The sequence below is a fragment of the Rhizobium sp. BT03 genome, assembly GCF_030053155.1.
Classification (GTDB): domain Bacteria; phylum Pseudomonadota; class Alphaproteobacteria; order Rhizobiales; family Rhizobiaceae; genus Rhizobium.
In genome coordinates, this window is sequence record NZ_CP125640.1 from 1,743,171 (window position 1) to 1,757,800 (window position 14,630).

Here is a 14,630-nt window from a genome sequence, read left to right on the forward strand (position 1 = left end):
GTATGGCAAACGCATGAGAGGCTGCAGGGAACGGAGCGCATGAATTTGTTCGAAGGGCACGGAAACCGCGAGGCGAAGATCCGCTATCTCGATGGCGATTTCCAGATTCTCTCGCCCGGTTCCTATGTCGTCTGCGCAATGACGGGAAAACAGATCCCGCTCGACGAACTGCGCTATTGGAGCGTCGCCCGCCAGGAGCCCTATGCCGACGTGATCTCGGCGATCGAAGCCGACAAACGCGCTGGCGTGCTGCCGAACCAGCGGCGCTGAAGCGCGGCCGCGTGCGAGAGGCCGCAGGTCCGGCCCGCCCCACGAAGCACGGGCCGTTTGCTAGGCAACAGCAAGGTCGATATGCGCTCTCTGCAAATTGCACAGAGCGGCAACGGTTTACTTGAATTGCGCCATATTCTCGGGCGTCACGAGCGCGGCGCCGGAATCGATCAAAGACTCCACCGTCTCTCCGCGAATCGATTTTACCAGCGCTTCCACACCGAGTTCAGCCATCTTCGTGGGGAATTGCGCCACCGAAGCATCCTCGACTCCGCTCTTCAGCGCTTCCTCTTCACCACAGCAGAAGTCGAAACCGACCAGCACAATCTTGTCATTGGCAGTGCCGGCGTTCTTGATGGCGCGCGCAGCGCCAGCAGCGGGCGGGCCGCAAGCGGCATAAATGGCCTTGAGGTCCGGGTTCTTCGTCAGCAGGTCTTCGGCGACACTGATCCCGAGTTCCTCAGTGCAGTTTGTTGCGCCTTTCCCGACGATCTTGACGTCAAGGCCCTGCAGCCCTTCAAGCATGCCCTTCACACGGTCATCAAGCGCTGGCACACCGGGCACACCCTCGAGAATCCCGAGCGTATCGCCCGCTTTGAGAACCGTTTTGAGATATTCGCCCGCGATTTTGCCCGCGGCAAAATTATTGGTCGTGGCAAGCGCCGTTCTGCCTTTCCAATCCGGAATATTGTTATCCATCAGGACGACCTTGACGCCGGCGGCCACCGCCTTGTCCAGAGCCGTGGACACGGTAGGATCGACGGGCGTGAGGGCGATGCCCTGCACGCCTCGTGTCACCATCGACTCGATCTGTGCAATCTGGCCCTCGATGTCAGTTGCGGACGTCCCCTGGCCGTAGATGATCTCGACGCCGGGATTTCTTTTTGCATAATCTTTGGCTGCGTTCTCCATTGTGGCGAAGAACGGTACCGGGAATTTGGTTATAAAGCCGAGCTTGACCGGCTCCTGCGCCAAGGATGGGACTACAGCGACAGCCAGAAGCGCAAGAGCTCCCAGCAGGGATTGCGGTTTCATCATAACACCTCCCATGTTTCGATCGCCCTCCTCTAGAGCGATCTCGTTGTCCACTGCCCTATCGAAGCAGTGATCTCCCTTAAGCCTCGGCGCCTACAATCATCGCGACAAGGTCCTGCTTGTTCGCTTCGGCTGGCTTCAGTTCACCCACCTTGCGACCCTGCCGCAGCACCACGGCCCGATCGGCGATTTCGACGACATGTTCCATATTGTGCGTGATTATGATCACGGCATTGCCTTCGGCTTTGAGCTGATTGACAAGGTCAAGAACTTGGCGAGATTCTCGCACGCCGAGGGCGGCCGTTGGCTCGTCAAGGATCACAAGCTTGCGCGCAAAAACAATGGCGCGCGCGACCGCGATCGCCTGTCGCTGTCCACCAGACATCAGCGCGACCGGCGCGTCGAACCGCGGCAGCTTGACCTTCAGGCGATCGATCACACGCGCTGCTTCCCGCTTCATCACGCCGGTATTGAGGAAGCGGAGCGGGCGCGGCAGCCAGGAAGGGAAAGAGATTTCTCGCCCGCAATAGAAATTCTGCACAGGGGTCAGATTGTCGAAAAGCGCCAGATCCTGATAGACGGTTTCAATGCCGGCGCGGCGGGCCGCCGCCGTTGAATGGAGCAATACGGGAGCACCATCCACGAGGATCTCTCCTTCGTCGAGGCTATGAAGCCCACTAATGCATTTGACGAGCGTCGACTTGCCGGCGCCGTTGTCACCCAGAAGAGCGGTTACCTCGCCTGCATATGCATCAAAGCTTACATTTTTCAGGGCATGAATGGCGCCAAAGCGCTTCTGCGCATTTCGAACCGAAAGGACCGGTGGAGCGGATGCAGCGTTCATTGCACTCTCGCCGATTGAAGCACACGCGCGCGCGCCTCGAGATGGTTACGAAGCACATCGGCCTCAACGGCGATGACGATGACGAGACCGATCGCGATCATTTGAAAGAACACGTCGACGCCGAGAAGGTTAAGGGCGTTGCGGATGACGCCGATTAGCACGGCGCCGATCAGAGCGTGGCCGAGATGGCCTCGTCCGCCGAGGAAGCTGGCACCGCCGATTATCACCGCCGCAATCGTATCGAGCTCCAAGAGATTGCCGTAGATCGGCGAGGCGGCGCCGGTTCGTCCCGCCAGCAGCACCGCGCCGGCGCCGGCACAAAAGCCTGAGATAATGTAGGTCGAGAGCAGAACGCCCTTTACCGGTATACCCATGCTTCTGGCGGCATTCGGCGAGCCGCCGACTGCATAGATCCATCGGCCACAGACCATTGACTTCGTCAAAATCAGAAAAAGAAGCCCGAAGATCCCGACGGCAAGGAAGGAATTGGGCACACCAAACGTCGTACCGCCGCCGATCGCAGTAACTGCATTGGGCATCCCGCGCATGGTGGTGTGGCCAGGGGCCAGTGCAAGTGCAAGGCCACGGCAGATACTCAAGGTCGCGAGGGTAATAATGAAGGGGTGTGGCAGCCTGCCATAGACAAATACCACGCCGTTTACCGCCCCGATTGCAGCACCCGAAAGCAGCATGGCCATAATGACGGCGATCGAGGCATCAACCTGCTGGTAGACCAGTCCGCCGATGACTGTCGCGAGCGCGAGATTCGAGCCGACAGACAGGTCGACACCGCGGGTCAGGATAACGAGCTGCTGCCCCATCGCCACCAGAGCAATCACCGCCGTCTGCGCCAGGATGTTCCCCAGGTTGCCGGGCTTTAGAAAAGCCGGCGTGATCAGACTGACGACGGCGATGAGGATGATGAGGATCAACAATGGGCCTAAGCCCAAAAGCTTCAGTCCTAATGTGATGCCAGATTGTCTCGGGTGGAAGGTTGCACCTTGCGAACCTCCAGGTCGGGACGAATTCTGAGGCAGAATCCCAGAGTCTTCCAAATTTCCCGAGCCTCCCTGGTTTTTTATACATAAGAAACATATGATACACGTACGTCAAATTGTTTCTTATGGATATCTAAACATGCCGGGAGTTGTGCGATGAGGACGGATACGACCTTTAAGCGGGCCTTCAATGATATGATCGATATCATTCGGACATCCGGTCTTGGGGAGGAATTGCCGTCCGAAAACGCACTGCGCGCCCAGCTTTGCGTGAGCAGAACGACGGTGCGGAAGGTGCTGGCGGCGATGTCCGCACGTGGGATCATCATATCCGAAGCGCATAGGCGGATCATACGGGAGCGGCCGCGGCAGATAGAGCGTTATCCGAAGGAAGAGACCTTAGCCATTTCGGAACAGGTCGAGACGAGTTTCATGGAATGGATGCTGCGCGGCGATGCCTGTCCGGGCACAGAAATCAATGAGGCTGAATTAGCTCGGAAATTCGGCGTCGCGACAACCATAGTCCGTGAATTTCTCAATCGATTTCAGAAATATGGGCTGATCGAGAGGCGTCAGAATGCAGGCTGGGTTTTTAAAGGGTTCACCGCGAGTTTCGCACTCGAACTGTTCGAAATCAGAGAAATGTTCGAAATGCGCTCCGCACGTCTCTTCGCTACCCTGCCCGACAGCTCACCCATCTGGAAGCAGGTGCGTGCAATACGAGCGGCGCATTTGGAACTGCTCGCGGACATCGATGCCCGGTTTCAGGATTTCTCGGAACTGGACAGCCGCTTCCATCGCCTGATTGTGGCTGTCGCGCCAAACCGCTTTATCGAAAGCTTCCAAGACGTGATCGCCATGGTCTTCCACTATCACTATCAGTGGAACAAGCGGGATGAACGCGCTCGGAATGAGGTCGCCATTGGGGAACATCTCGCGCTGATCGATGCCCTCGAAAGCCGCAATATCGCGTTGATCAATCACGCTTGTCGGTCGCATCTGACCTCCGCCCGCGAAACTTTGCTTCATTCGATCGTGTAACACATTGCGATTGGGGGTAGCAGAAAGCCCGACGAACCGGCGAACGAGAGGCCGGCGATCCATAGCCTCCGCAAACCAACGCGAGTTCGCGGCAGTCCTTTAGAGCGGCCCAGCCTTTCCGGGCATCGCTTTAACGCCGGCCTTCATCTCCCTTAGGCGCCGCTCGCGGCAGGCAACGATCGCCCGGTCGATGATCAGGCTCGGGGCGAGGTGATCCTCGAACACCATGTCGACCTCGATCACCCGGCACTTTTCCGCGAGCTGTGCCGCCTTGCCGGGATGGCCGGAAAGGCGGACGAAATCCTTTGAAGTGGTGACGATCAACAAGCCCTGACGCTCGGCGGTCGTCAGGATGTCGTCGATCTCGTCCTCGGTCAGGTGCTCGTGGTCGCCGAAGGACTTGGCGACGGCGATTTCGGCGCCGCGCGATTCGACCGTGCGGAAGAATTTGGCGGGATCGGCGATGCCGGCAAAGGCGAGCACCTTCATGCCGGCGAGCGTGTTGTCGCCGCGCACTTTCAGCGATGCGGTGAAATAGGGCTTTGCGGCGCGCGCCGCCATGCGGACGATCCTGTCGGCGGCATTGCCGCCGCCGACCTTCAACAGCGCCGTTGCCGAACGCAGCTGCTGGCGGATCGGTGCGCGCACTGGGCCGCCGGGCACGATATGGCCGTTGCCGAGGCCGCGGGTCGCGTCGATGACCAGCAAGGCATAGTCGATCGCCAGCCGGGCGCTCTGGAAACCGTCATCCATGATGATGAGATCGGCGCCCTCCGCCACCAGACGCTGTGCCCCGTCGACGCGCCGGCGGGAGATCACCGTCAGCGCCTCCCGGGCAAGCAGCAGCGGCTCATCGCCGACGGCGACCGCCCGGTGATGATCGGGATCGACCACCGTCGTCACATCGAGCGAGCCGCCGTAGCCGCGGCTGAGAAAACCCGGTTTCAGCCCTTTCGCCTTGGCGGCGCGGGCGATGGTCAGCGCCGTCGGCGTCTTGCCGGCGCCGCCGACGGTGAAATTGCCGACGCAGATGACCGGAATGGCAACGGAGGCGCGGCGCGCATGGGCCATGCGATGGCCGGCGATACGACCGTAGAGAAAGGAAACCGGCAGCAGCAGCCAGGCCCGCCAATCGGCTTTCCTCCACCAGAACGGCGGCGCTTCGGATATCATCTTGCCGTCCCGCTCCCCTGCCCGCCTTTATCGCGGCCAGACCCCTGCTTTTCTCGACAGGCCGGATTGAGAAGCCAAAACCGATGAAAATGCAAGTCTTTACCGACCGAAGCATGTCGCGCAAAAGTGTGCGCGGTTTTGCGATCACGACATGCGTAAACAAAACCTGAAGCGCGACGCGCTTCAGGCGGGCTGCAGATCCGGCAGCAGCGTCTCGATGGCGGTGATATCGTCGAGCACATGATGGGCGGCCGCGGCAAGGGAATCGCGCGAACCGGTGCCGGTCAGCACCGCAATCCGCAGTCCGGTGCCGGCATTCAGGCCCATGTGCAGATCGTGATTGTTGTCGCCGACCATCGCCACTTCCTCAGGCGAAAGACCGGTCGCGGCGCAGAAGCCGAGCACCATGCCCGGCTCCGGCTTGACGCCGAAACCACTGTCGTAGCCGGCGATGTAATCGACATAGCGGGCGAAACCGAAACGTTCCGCCGTCTGGCGGATCGACCGTTCATTGTCGCTGGAAGCGACGCCGAGCTTGAAGCCGCGGCGATGCAGCCTTGCGAAGAAGCCGGCGAGGTCGGTCACCGGCACGGAAAATTCGGCAGCGCTGGAAAACAGCTCATCGAGGCGGACCGTCAGTTCGCCGACATCGACCATCGAGCCCGCGGCAACCAGGCCCTCGGCGATCTGGCGGGTATTGCCGGCGGCCAGCAGGCTGTCGGGAACGATATGGCCGGTCACAGGATCCATGCCGCAGGCCGACAGCAGCCGGTCGGCGAGAAGCGGGTCCCCTTCGGCGGCGATGCGGGCCAGCTCGCGGTTCACAGGCAGCCAGCTCTCGTCATAGTCGAGCAGCGTGCCGTCCTTGTCGAAGAGAATGCCTTTGATAACGGATGCTGCCGCCATGCTTTATCCTCAGACCTGGGCCACGGCCTTGGGCAGCAGCCGCGCCTTCACCGTCAGCGGATTGATATAGGGTTCCAGCCCCTTGACGGTAGCGGTCAGCGCACCGCGCATCTCGTGCACGGCGGTGATGCCGGCCTCGATCATGTTGCGGCGGGCTTCGTCATTGGTCAAAAGGTAATGCACGCCCTTGGCCAGCATTTCGGTGTCGCGCACCATGCGGGCGCTGCCGCTGCGGGCAAGCTTCTGATAGGCGTCGCGGAAATTCTGCACATGGCCGCCGGAGAGAACGGCGCAGCCGAGCATGGCGGGCTCCAGCGGGTTCTGGCCACCTTCGGCAAAGAGCGAACGGCCGACGAAAGCGATTTCCGTCAGCCGCAAATAGAGGCCCATTTCGCCGATCGTATCGCCGAGGAAAATATCGACATCGGCCGACAGGACGTCGTCACGGGTGCGGCGGGCGACCTTCAGCCCCTGCTTGACCAGGGCCGCCTCAATCTCGTCGCAGCGCTCGGGGTGACGCGGCACGATGATCGTCAATTGACGATCGCGCTCCCTCAGCGCCCGATGGACGATGGCGGCGGCATTCTCCTCGCCGTCGAAGGTCGAGATCGCCGCCCAGGTCTTGCGGTCGCCGATCTGCTTCTTGTAGCGGGCAAGGACCGCGCCGTCATAAGGGGGTGCGTCGGTATCGACCTTCAGATTACCCGAGGTGATGACGGGAACGGCGCCGAGATCGCGGAAACGTTCGGCATCGATATCCGACTGGGCGATGACGAGGGCGAGATTCTCGAACAAGGCTTCGGCGATGGCCGGGCGGCGGCGCCAGCGGGCAAAGGAACGGTCCGACATGCGGGCATTGATCAGGATCTGCGGAATGCGGCGGCGGCCGAGTTCCAGCACCGTTGCCGGCCAGATCTCGGATTCGGCGATGATGGCGCAATCGGGCTGCCAGTAATCGAGGAAGCGGCTGACCGAGGGCTTCAGGTCGAGCGGCACATATTGGTGGATCGCTTCGCTGCCGAGCCGCTCGGCGGCGAGCCTGGCGGAGGTGATGGTACCGGTGGTCAAAATGACATGGATGTCGCGGCGGCGGATTTCACGGATCAGCGGGATGACGGCATTGGTTTCACCGACACTTGCGGCATGGAACCAGACGAGCGGGCCCTGCGGCCGGTTGGCGCTCGGATAGCCGAAGCGCTCCAGCCGGCGCGCCCGGTCTTCCTTGCCCTTGGCCGTGCGGTAGGTGATATAGAGGCCGACGACAGGAGAGGCCACGGTTCCCGCCAGACGGTATGCGCTCAGACCGAAGCGCGCCATCCGGGAGCTCATCGCGCCAGTCTCCGATCCAAGATCGACATCAAACCCATTCCCTCATTATCGTTGCGGCCGCAATGGCCGATCAATTTGTTCAGAATGCGTCAAACAATCCGATCGACGGGCGCCCGATGCACGAAGGCCGCCCGCCGAGCGTCGATCGGCCGGCCGCCCTGCCAGGGTCGGTTGCTTCAGGCCTTTTCCTGCGGATCGAGCAGACGATGCATATGGACGATGAAGTAGCGCATATGCGCATTGTCGACCGTCTGCTGCGCCTTCGACTTCCAGGCCGTCAGCGCCGTGGCATAATCCGGGAAAATCCCGACGATATCGAGGCCCTTCAGATCGCGGAACTGGACGTCATCGAGGCTTTCCAGTTCGCCGCCAAAAACGAGATGCAAAAGCTGCTTCTTGTCACCGGAGTCAGTCATTTTTTGTTCTCTTTCTGCTATTCTCCTCCGCCACCCCATCTGCGGGATTTTGACGGAAACGTCAACTGTCTCGTCGTCCCGCAAAGGCCGCGAGAAACTCGCCGATGCGGGGCGTGGGCGCTGCGCAGAGGACGTTGTGGGTCACGTCGGCGCTGTTGTAGACGATCGGCCTGTCTTCGAGGTCGACGAGGCCACCGCCGGCGCGGCTGAGGATCAGATCGGCGGCGGCCAGATCCCAATCATGCGAATTGCCCTTGACGAAGGTGCCTTCGAGACGCCCGTCCGCCACCATGGCGATGCGATAGGCAAGCGAGGGAATGTGTTTCTGGCGGCTGACCCGGTCGCGAAATTCCGGCGGAAAGGTCTTCAACAGGTCCTCGCCGACTGCCAGGCGGCTCGTCTCCTCCGGTCCGGCGGCGGAGACGGTGACGGGCACGCCATTTTTCGTCGCCAAGCCGCCGTCGACCGCCTCATAAAGCTCCTCAAGCGCCGGCGCATAGAGCACGCCGGCGACCGGCCGGCCGCGATGAACGACCGCCACGCTGACGCACCAGACCTTCTGCCCGCCGAGAAAGGCGCGCGTGCCGTCGATCGGGTCGACGATGAACAGCGTCTCATGCGAGAGGCGGCCGGCATCATCGTCGGTTTCCTCGGACAGCCAGCCATAATCCGGCCGGGCCTTGCGCAGAATGGTTTCGAGCGTCTTGTTGGCGGCAAAATCGGCGGCGCTGACGGGGGAGCGGTCGCCGTTTTTCCACCAGACCTCGGGAGACTGGTTGAAGAAGCCGAACGCAACCGCACCGGCCTCTTTGGCAGCATCGGCAATCAGCGTGAGATCGCTCTGCCAACGGGCCTTATCCCTATCATTCATCCCGTCAATCCGTTTCCTGCCGTCCGTTTCTCACTGACCATTTCTTATTGGCCAGCCAGCGTCATGCCTTCGATGGCGAAGGTCGGGGCCGCGACGCCGAACTTGCGGTCGATGTCGTTTGCCGGCGTCAGGCGCATGAACATCTCCTTGAGGTTCGAGGCGATCGTCACCTCGGAGACCGGGAAGGTCAGTTCTCCGTTCTCGATCCAGAAACCGGTGGCGCCGCGGCTGTATTCGCCGGTGATCATGTTGACGCCGTGGCCGATCAATTCGGTGACATAAAAGCCATTGCCGACGCTGCGGATCAGGTCCTCCGGCGTGACGTCGCCGGGTTCGAGCGCAAGGTTGGTGGAGGACGGCGAGACGGCGGTGCCGCCGCGCACGCCGCGGCCGTTGGTCTGAAGACCGAGTTCGCGCCCGGTCGAGGTCGACAGGAACCAGTGCTTGAGGACACCGTCCTCGATCATCACCAGCCGCTCGCCCGATACGCCCTCGCCGTCGAAGGGCCGTGAGGAGGGGCCGCGCACGACCAGCGGATCGTCGGTGATCGACAGGCCCGATTTCAGCACCTGCTGACCCATCCTGTCGCGCAGGAAGCTCGACTTGCGGGCGACGGCGGCGCCATTGATCGCGCCGGCGATATGGCCGACGAAACCGCGGGCGACGCGCGGGTCGAAGATGACGGTGACGTCCTTGCCGGTCGGCACCTGGCGCGGATTGATGCGCTTGACCACCCGTTCGCCGGCGCGGCGGCCGATTTCGGCGGGATCGTCGAGCTCTGCATAATAGAGGCGGCTGTCGTAGTCATAGTCGCGCTCCATGCCGGTGCCTTCGCCGGCGATGACGCTGACGGAATGGCCGAAACGCGAGGCCATGTAGCTGCCTTCGAAACCGTGCGAGGTGGCCAGAACCAGGCCGCCCATGCCGGCCGAGGCGCCGGCGCCGGAGGAATTGGTGACACCCTTGACCGCAAGGGCAGCCGTCTCGGCGGCAAGAGCCGCCTCGCGCAGCATCTCGGAGGAGACCGCGGTGGTATCGAGCAATTGCAGGTCGGGATAGGATTTCGAAAGATTCGCCTCATCCGCCAAGCAAGCGAAAGGGTCTTCCGGCGAGACTTTGGCCATGGCGACGGCGCGTTCGGCAAGCGCCTGGAGATCGAAGCCCGGATTGGCCGAAACGCTGGCGACGCGCTTGCCGATGAAGACGCGCAGCGAAAAATCGTCGCTTTCGGAGGATTCCGTGCCCTCGACCTTGCCGAGGCGAACGCTGACCGATTGCGAGCGTGACCGGACGACGACGGCATCGGCGGCATCGGCCCCCGCCTTCCTGGCCAGATCGATCAATTGACTTGCGCGGGAAAGAAGTGTCGAGGAATCGATTTCTGAGGACATGATTTGGCCTTTCCTTCGGCTTCCATTTATTGTGCACTCTTCCAAGCATCAAGGCCGCCGCCGCCGATTCTTTGTCGGGGCTGCCGGCCTGTTCCCGCCACCCGAAAGAAATCGCCCTGATGTCCGCGCCCAATGCCTTTTTTTCCGAAACGATCCTGTTGCTCGGCGGAGCGGTGGTCGCCGCGCCGATCTTCAAGAAGCTCGGGCTCGGCACGGTGCTCGGCTATCTCGCCGCCGGCATCGTCATCGGCCCGGTTTTCCACGGCATCACCGACGGCGAACAGATCCTTGCCGTCGCCGAGCTCGGGGTCGTCTTCCTGCTGTTCATCATCGGGCTGGAATTGAAACCCAGCCGCCTCTGGCAGATGCGGCGCGATATTTTCGGCCTCGGCACGGCGCAGGTGGTGGTGACCGGCCTGGCGCTGACTGCGCTCGCCTGGTTTTCTGAAGTGCTCGACTGGCGCGGCAGCATCGTCGCCGGCTTCGGCCTGGCGCTGTCTTCGACGGCCTTCGCCATGCAGATCCTCGAGGGCGACGCCGACGTCAACACCAGATATGGGCAGCGCTCCTTCTCGATGCTGCTGTTCCAGGACCTGGCGATCGTGCCGCTCTTGGCGCTGATCACCGTGCTCGACGGCGGCGGCAAGGGCAACCATGCGCCGCTTGCCGATTTCGCGGTCGCCGTCGGCGCGGTCGCGGCGATGGTCGTCGCCGGGCGCTACCTGCTGACGCCGCTCTTCCAGGTCATCGCCCGCACCGGCGCCCGTGAGGCGATGATCGCCGCCGCCCTTTTCGTCGTCATGGGATCGGCGAGCCTGATGCAGCTTGCCGGGCTTTCGATGGCGATGGGCGCCTTCCTCTCCGGCGTGATGCTGGCCGAATCCTCCTATCGGCACGAGTTGGAGGCCGACATCGAGCCTTTCCGCGGCGTGCTGCTCGCCATCTTCTTCATCGCCGTCGGCCTGTCGCTGCAGCTCGACGTTCTCGCCGACAATGCCCTCTTCGTCATCCTCACCGTGCCGATCGTCATGGCGGTCAAGGCGATCATCATCTACGGGCTCTGCCGGATTTCGGGGTCTCCGCATGACGATGCGATCCGCATCGCCTTCCTGCTGCCGCAGGGTGGCGAATTCGGTTTCGTGCTGTTTACCGCGGCTGATGTCACCGGGCTGATGTCGACGAGCACGGCCTCGCTGCTGGTGGCGATCGTGACGCTGTCCATGGCGCTGACGCCGATCGGCGCGGCCCTTTCGAAGCGGCTGCTCAGCGGCGACGAGCATGAGGAGCTGGACGAGGATTTCGAGGGCGCCGGCGCCGACGTGCTGATGGTCGGCTTCTCCCGTTTCGGCCAGATCGCCGCGCAGATTCTGCTTGCCGGCGGGCGCAGCGTCACCGTCATCGAATTTTCGGCGGACCGCATCCGCCAAGCCTCCTCTTTCGGCTTCCGCATCTATTTCGGCGACGGCACCCGCAAGGACGTGCTGCGCTCGGCCGGCATCGACCGGGCAAAGATCGTGCTCGTCTGCACGCAGAAGAAGGAGGTCACCGACAAGGTGGTGGAGCTGGTGCAGGCGGACTATCCGCACACTAGGCTCTACGTGCGCTCCTACGACCGCATCCATTCGATCGAACTGCGCAACAAGGGCGTCGATTACGAGCTGCGCGAAACGCTGGAATCCGGCCTGCTGTTCGGGCGGCGGACGCTGGAGGCGCTCGGCGTTTCCGAAGTCGACGCCTATGAGATCGGCGAGGATATCCGCAAGCGCGACGAAGCGCGGCTGGTGCTGCAGGTGTCCGAGGGGTTGCAGGCCGGGCGCGACATGCTGTTTTCCCATCCCGTCCGCCCCGAACCGCTGGTCAAGCCGAAACGCGCCGCCGATCCCTTCGAGGACGATCCGCTGGCGGGAACGGTCGATGCGACGGCGGAGGCCTGATCGCCGCCTAGCGGTCGGCGAAATTGACGCATTGAATATGAACCCGGCGGCGTTTATCAGCGGGCGATCGGAGAGGGACAGTTGATCAGACGGGCGAGACAGATCGAGCAATGGGCACTGCGCATCCTGTGCGCGGCCGCGCTCGTTCTTGTCGGATTCGCCCATCAGGCTCCCAACGCCGCCGCCGGCGATCCCGGTCCGGCTGAATTCGCTGAATATGTGCTGCCCGATGGAACGCTGCCGACGCTTTGCGTCACCGTCAGCGACAAGGCCGACCAAGGCCAGCACGACAAAACCCATTCGCATGGTTGCGAGGCCTGCCGGATCGGCGCCTCGACGCTGCTGCCGGCGCCGATGGATGTGGCGGGCGCTCCCATAGGCTTTGCGGTCGCGGTCGAATTGCCGATCCGGGCCGAGGTCTTTCATCGCCGGCTTTTCCCGCCCAACTCAGGTCCTCGCGCTCCCCCTTCCGATCCGCTCCTGACCTGAACCTCGTGTTGCGGCAGGCGCCGTGACGCGCCTTCAACGCCGGCTGAACTGCGCTCCCGCAGTCGGCCACGGATACGGATCCATCTTCATGTCGACTATCACTGCCGCCGAACCGGCGCAGCACGCCGCCAGCGGCGTTTCGCTCTACCGCGCCATCTGGCGCTGGCATTTCTTTGCCGGGCTTCTGGTCATACCCTTCATGCTCAATCTGGCCGTGACCGGATCGCTCTATCTCTTCAAGGACGAGATCAACAACAGCTTCTTCGGCTACCGTTATACCGTCCAGCCCTCCGGCCAGGCGCTGCCGGCCGAGCGGATCGTGGAAATCGCCGCTGCCGCGGTGCCGGGCGCGGCCGCAACCTCCTACAAGGAGCCGGCCGGACCTGAGCGATCGGCCATCGTCACCGTCGCCGGCGATGCCGGCGCGACGCTGGTCTTCGTCAACCCTTACGACGGCAAGGTGCTCGATGTGGTCGGATCGACCGAGGAGTTCAATTACGTCGTCAAGCGCATCCACAGCCTGGCTTATTTCGGCGGTATAACGAACCGGCTGATCGAGATCACCGGCGGCTTTGCCATGGTGCTCGTCGTCACCGGCATCTATCTCTGGTGGCCGCGCCGGCAGACGGGCGGCGTCGTCAGCGTGCGGGGAACGCCGGGCCGCCGGGTTTTCTGGCGTGACCTGCATGCGGTGACGGGCGCCTTCGCCGGTGTGCTGATCTTCTTCCTGGCGATAACAGGCATGCCGTGGTCGGGCTATTGGGGGGCGAACGCCAATGCCTGGCTGACCGAACACGGACTCGGCTATCCCGTCCAGCTCTGGGACGACGTGCCGAAATCGCAGAAGGTCACCGAGGACATCCTGCCGAAGAGCGGCTGGATCGTCGAGAAGGCGCCGGTTCCGCTTTCCGATATCGCTAGAGCGCAATCGGCCAAGCCGATCGGCCTCGACAAAGCCGTGGAGATTGCCAAGCGGCTGGGCATGGCGCCGGGCTTCGATGTGGCCATTCCCTCCGACGAGACGGGCGTCTATACCGCCTCGCTCTATCCCGACGATCTCACCGACGAACGCACCATCCATATCGACCAGTATTCGGGCAAACCGCTGATCGATATCGGCTTCGATCAGTATCCGTTCCTCGGCAAGGCGATCGAGTGGGGCATCAATGTCCACCAGGGACAGGAATGGGGGCGCTTCAACCAGCTGCTGATGCTCGCAACCTGCCTGGCAATTATTCTGAGCTGCGTGACCGGTGTCATCATGTGGTGGAAACGGCGCCCGGCGGGCCGGCTCGGCGTGCCGCCCATGCCGCCAAAGCGCTCGGTCTATTACGGCCTGTGGCTGATTACCGGGATCTTTGCCATCGCCTTCCCGATGAGCGGGCTCGCCATCGTCGCCATGATCGCCTTCGACCAGATCGTCGTGCGCTTCGTGCCCGTGCTGAAACGCGTTCTCGCCTGAGGAGACCAAAAGATGAAGACGATCATTGCTCTTCTTGCCTGCGTGTTGCTCGCATCCATGGCCTCCGCAGACGACGATCCGCAGCAGGCGATCCCGGCCAGGCTGAAGCTGATGTTCGAAACGGCGGACAAGCCCCTGGACCTCACGCCGGTCGTCGCCGTTCAGGCCGATTGGGCGATCGTCGGCTGGCGCCAGGACGGGCGCGGCGGACGCGCCCTGATGAAAAAGGCGCATCATGGCTGGAACATCTATCTCTGCAGCGGCGACAGTCTGAAGGATGCCGGTACGCTGGAGAAGATCGGGCTTTCCGCAAATGACGCGGCCGCGCTGGCTGCGAAACTGCGGGATGCCGAGGCGAACATCGATTCCTCCACGCTTGCACTGCTCTCTAGCTTCGAGGGCACGGTCATGCTGATGAACGAGGCATCGAATGACGCGGGCGGCGGCCATGAGGGCCACGCCCAGTAGCGC

General features: G+C 62.5%; 15 protein-coding genes. 6 read left to right on the forward strand and 9 right to left on the reverse strand.

Features of this window, described 5'->3' with window-relative positions; all coding sequences use genetic code 11:
• Positions 1-39: 39 nt before the first annotated feature.
• Positions 40-270, forward strand: a complete 231-nt coding sequence (locus tag QMO80_RS08620) for a DUF2093 domain-containing protein (RefSeq protein ID WP_003588271.1) — start codon at positions 40-42, stop codon at positions 268-270.
• A 117-nt stretch (positions 271-387) separates the two neighbouring features.
• On the opposite strand, the gene QMO80_RS08625 is transcribed toward QMO80_RS08620, so the two are convergent.
• The 3 genes from QMO80_RS08625 to QMO80_RS08635 form a co-directional block, all read right to left on the reverse strand.
• Positions 388-1,305: a sugar ABC transporter substrate-binding protein gene (locus tag QMO80_RS08625; protein WP_283200145.1), complete on the reverse strand. Its 918-nt coding sequence runs from the start codon at positions 1,303-1,305 to the stop codon at positions 388-390.
• Between the two features lie 79 nt (positions 1,306-1,384).
• Positions 1,385-2,149 (reverse strand): ATP-binding cassette domain-containing protein, encoded by a 765-nt coding sequence (locus QMO80_RS08630; protein WP_283199693.1) that lies wholly within the window; start codon positions 2,147-2,149, stop codon positions 1,385-1,387.
• Complete coding sequence (locus QMO80_RS08635; RefSeq protein ID WP_283199694.1) at positions 2,146-3,204, reverse strand: ABC transporter permease; 1,059 nt, start codon at positions 3,202-3,204, stop codon at positions 2,146-2,148. Before QMO80_RS08635 ends, QMO80_RS08630 begins: the two co-directional genes overlap by 4 nt.
• 99 nt (positions 3,205-3,303) lie before the next feature.
• On the opposite strand from QMO80_RS08635, the gene QMO80_RS08640 reads away from it, so the two are divergent.
• Positions 3,304-4,188 (forward strand): GntR family transcriptional regulator, encoded by an 885-nt coding sequence (locus QMO80_RS08640; RefSeq protein ID WP_283199695.1) that lies wholly within the window; start codon positions 3,304-3,306, stop codon positions 4,186-4,188.
• A gap of 99 nt (positions 4,189-4,287) precedes the next feature.
• On the opposite strand, the gene lpxK is transcribed toward QMO80_RS08640, so the two are convergent.
• From lpxK to QMO80_RS08670, 6 genes are all read right to left on the reverse strand, one after another.
• Entirely contained in the window at positions 4,288-5,361 is a 1,074-nt protein-coding gene (gene lpxK / locus QMO80_RS08645) for a tetraacyldisaccharide 4'-kinase (RefSeq protein ID WP_283199696.1), read from the reverse strand.
• A 183-nt stretch (positions 5,362-5,544) separates the two neighbouring features.
• Positions 5,545-6,267 carry an HAD family hydrolase gene (locus QMO80_RS08650; RefSeq protein WP_283199697.1) on the reverse strand — a complete coding sequence of 241 codons (723 nt, stop codon included), beginning with the start codon at positions 6,265-6,267 and terminating at the stop codon, positions 5,545-5,547.
• 9 nt (positions 6,268-6,276) lie between these two features.
• Positions 6,277-7,596: a lipid IV(A) 3-deoxy-D-manno-octulosonic acid transferase gene (gene waaA / locus QMO80_RS08655; RefSeq protein ID WP_283199698.1), complete on the reverse strand. Its 1,320-nt coding sequence runs from the start codon at positions 7,594-7,596 to the stop codon at positions 6,277-6,279.
• A 176-nt stretch (positions 7,597-7,772) separates the two neighbouring features.
• A complete protein-coding gene (locus QMO80_RS08660; protein WP_283199699.1) occupies positions 7,773-8,012 on the reverse strand; it encodes a DUF4170 domain-containing protein in 240 nt (79 codons plus the stop codon).
• A 61-nt stretch (positions 8,013-8,073) separates the two neighbouring features.
• Positions 8,074-8,883, reverse strand: a complete 810-nt coding sequence (locus QMO80_RS08665) for a 3'(2'),5'-bisphosphate nucleotidase CysQ (protein ID WP_283199700.1) — start codon at positions 8,881-8,883, stop codon at positions 8,074-8,076.
• Between the two features lie 44 nt (positions 8,884-8,927).
• Positions 8,928-10,274: a TldD/PmbA family protein gene (locus QMO80_RS08670; protein ID WP_283199701.1), complete on the reverse strand. Its 1,347-nt coding sequence runs from the start codon at positions 10,272-10,274 to the stop codon at positions 8,928-8,930.
• 119 nt (positions 10,275-10,393) lie between these two features.
• On the opposite strand from QMO80_RS08670, the gene QMO80_RS08675 reads away from it, so the two are divergent.
• The 4 genes from QMO80_RS08675 (at position 10,394) to QMO80_RS08690 (ending at position 14,627) form a co-directional block, all read left to right on the forward strand.
• Positions 10,394-12,208, forward strand: coding sequence for a monovalent cation:proton antiporter-2 (CPA2) family protein (locus QMO80_RS08675; RefSeq protein WP_283199702.1), 1,815 nt, complete (start codon positions 10,394-10,396; stop codon positions 12,206-12,208).
• Between the two features lie 81 nt (positions 12,209-12,289).
• A complete protein-coding gene (locus QMO80_RS08680; RefSeq protein WP_283199703.1) occupies positions 12,290-12,697 on the forward strand; it encodes a hypothetical protein in 408 nt (135 codons plus the stop codon).
• Positions 12,698-12,785: 88 nt separating this feature from the next.
• Complete coding sequence (locus QMO80_RS08685) at positions 12,786-14,159, forward strand: PepSY domain-containing protein (RefSeq protein ID WP_283199704.1); 1,374 nt, start codon at positions 12,786-12,788, stop codon at positions 14,157-14,159.
• Between the two features lie 12 nt (positions 14,160-14,171).
• Positions 14,172-14,627, forward strand: coding sequence for a copper uptake system-associated protein (locus QMO80_RS08690; RefSeq protein WP_283199705.1), 456 nt, complete (start codon positions 14,172-14,174; stop codon positions 14,625-14,627).
• Positions 14,628-14,630 lie beyond the last annotated feature (3 nt).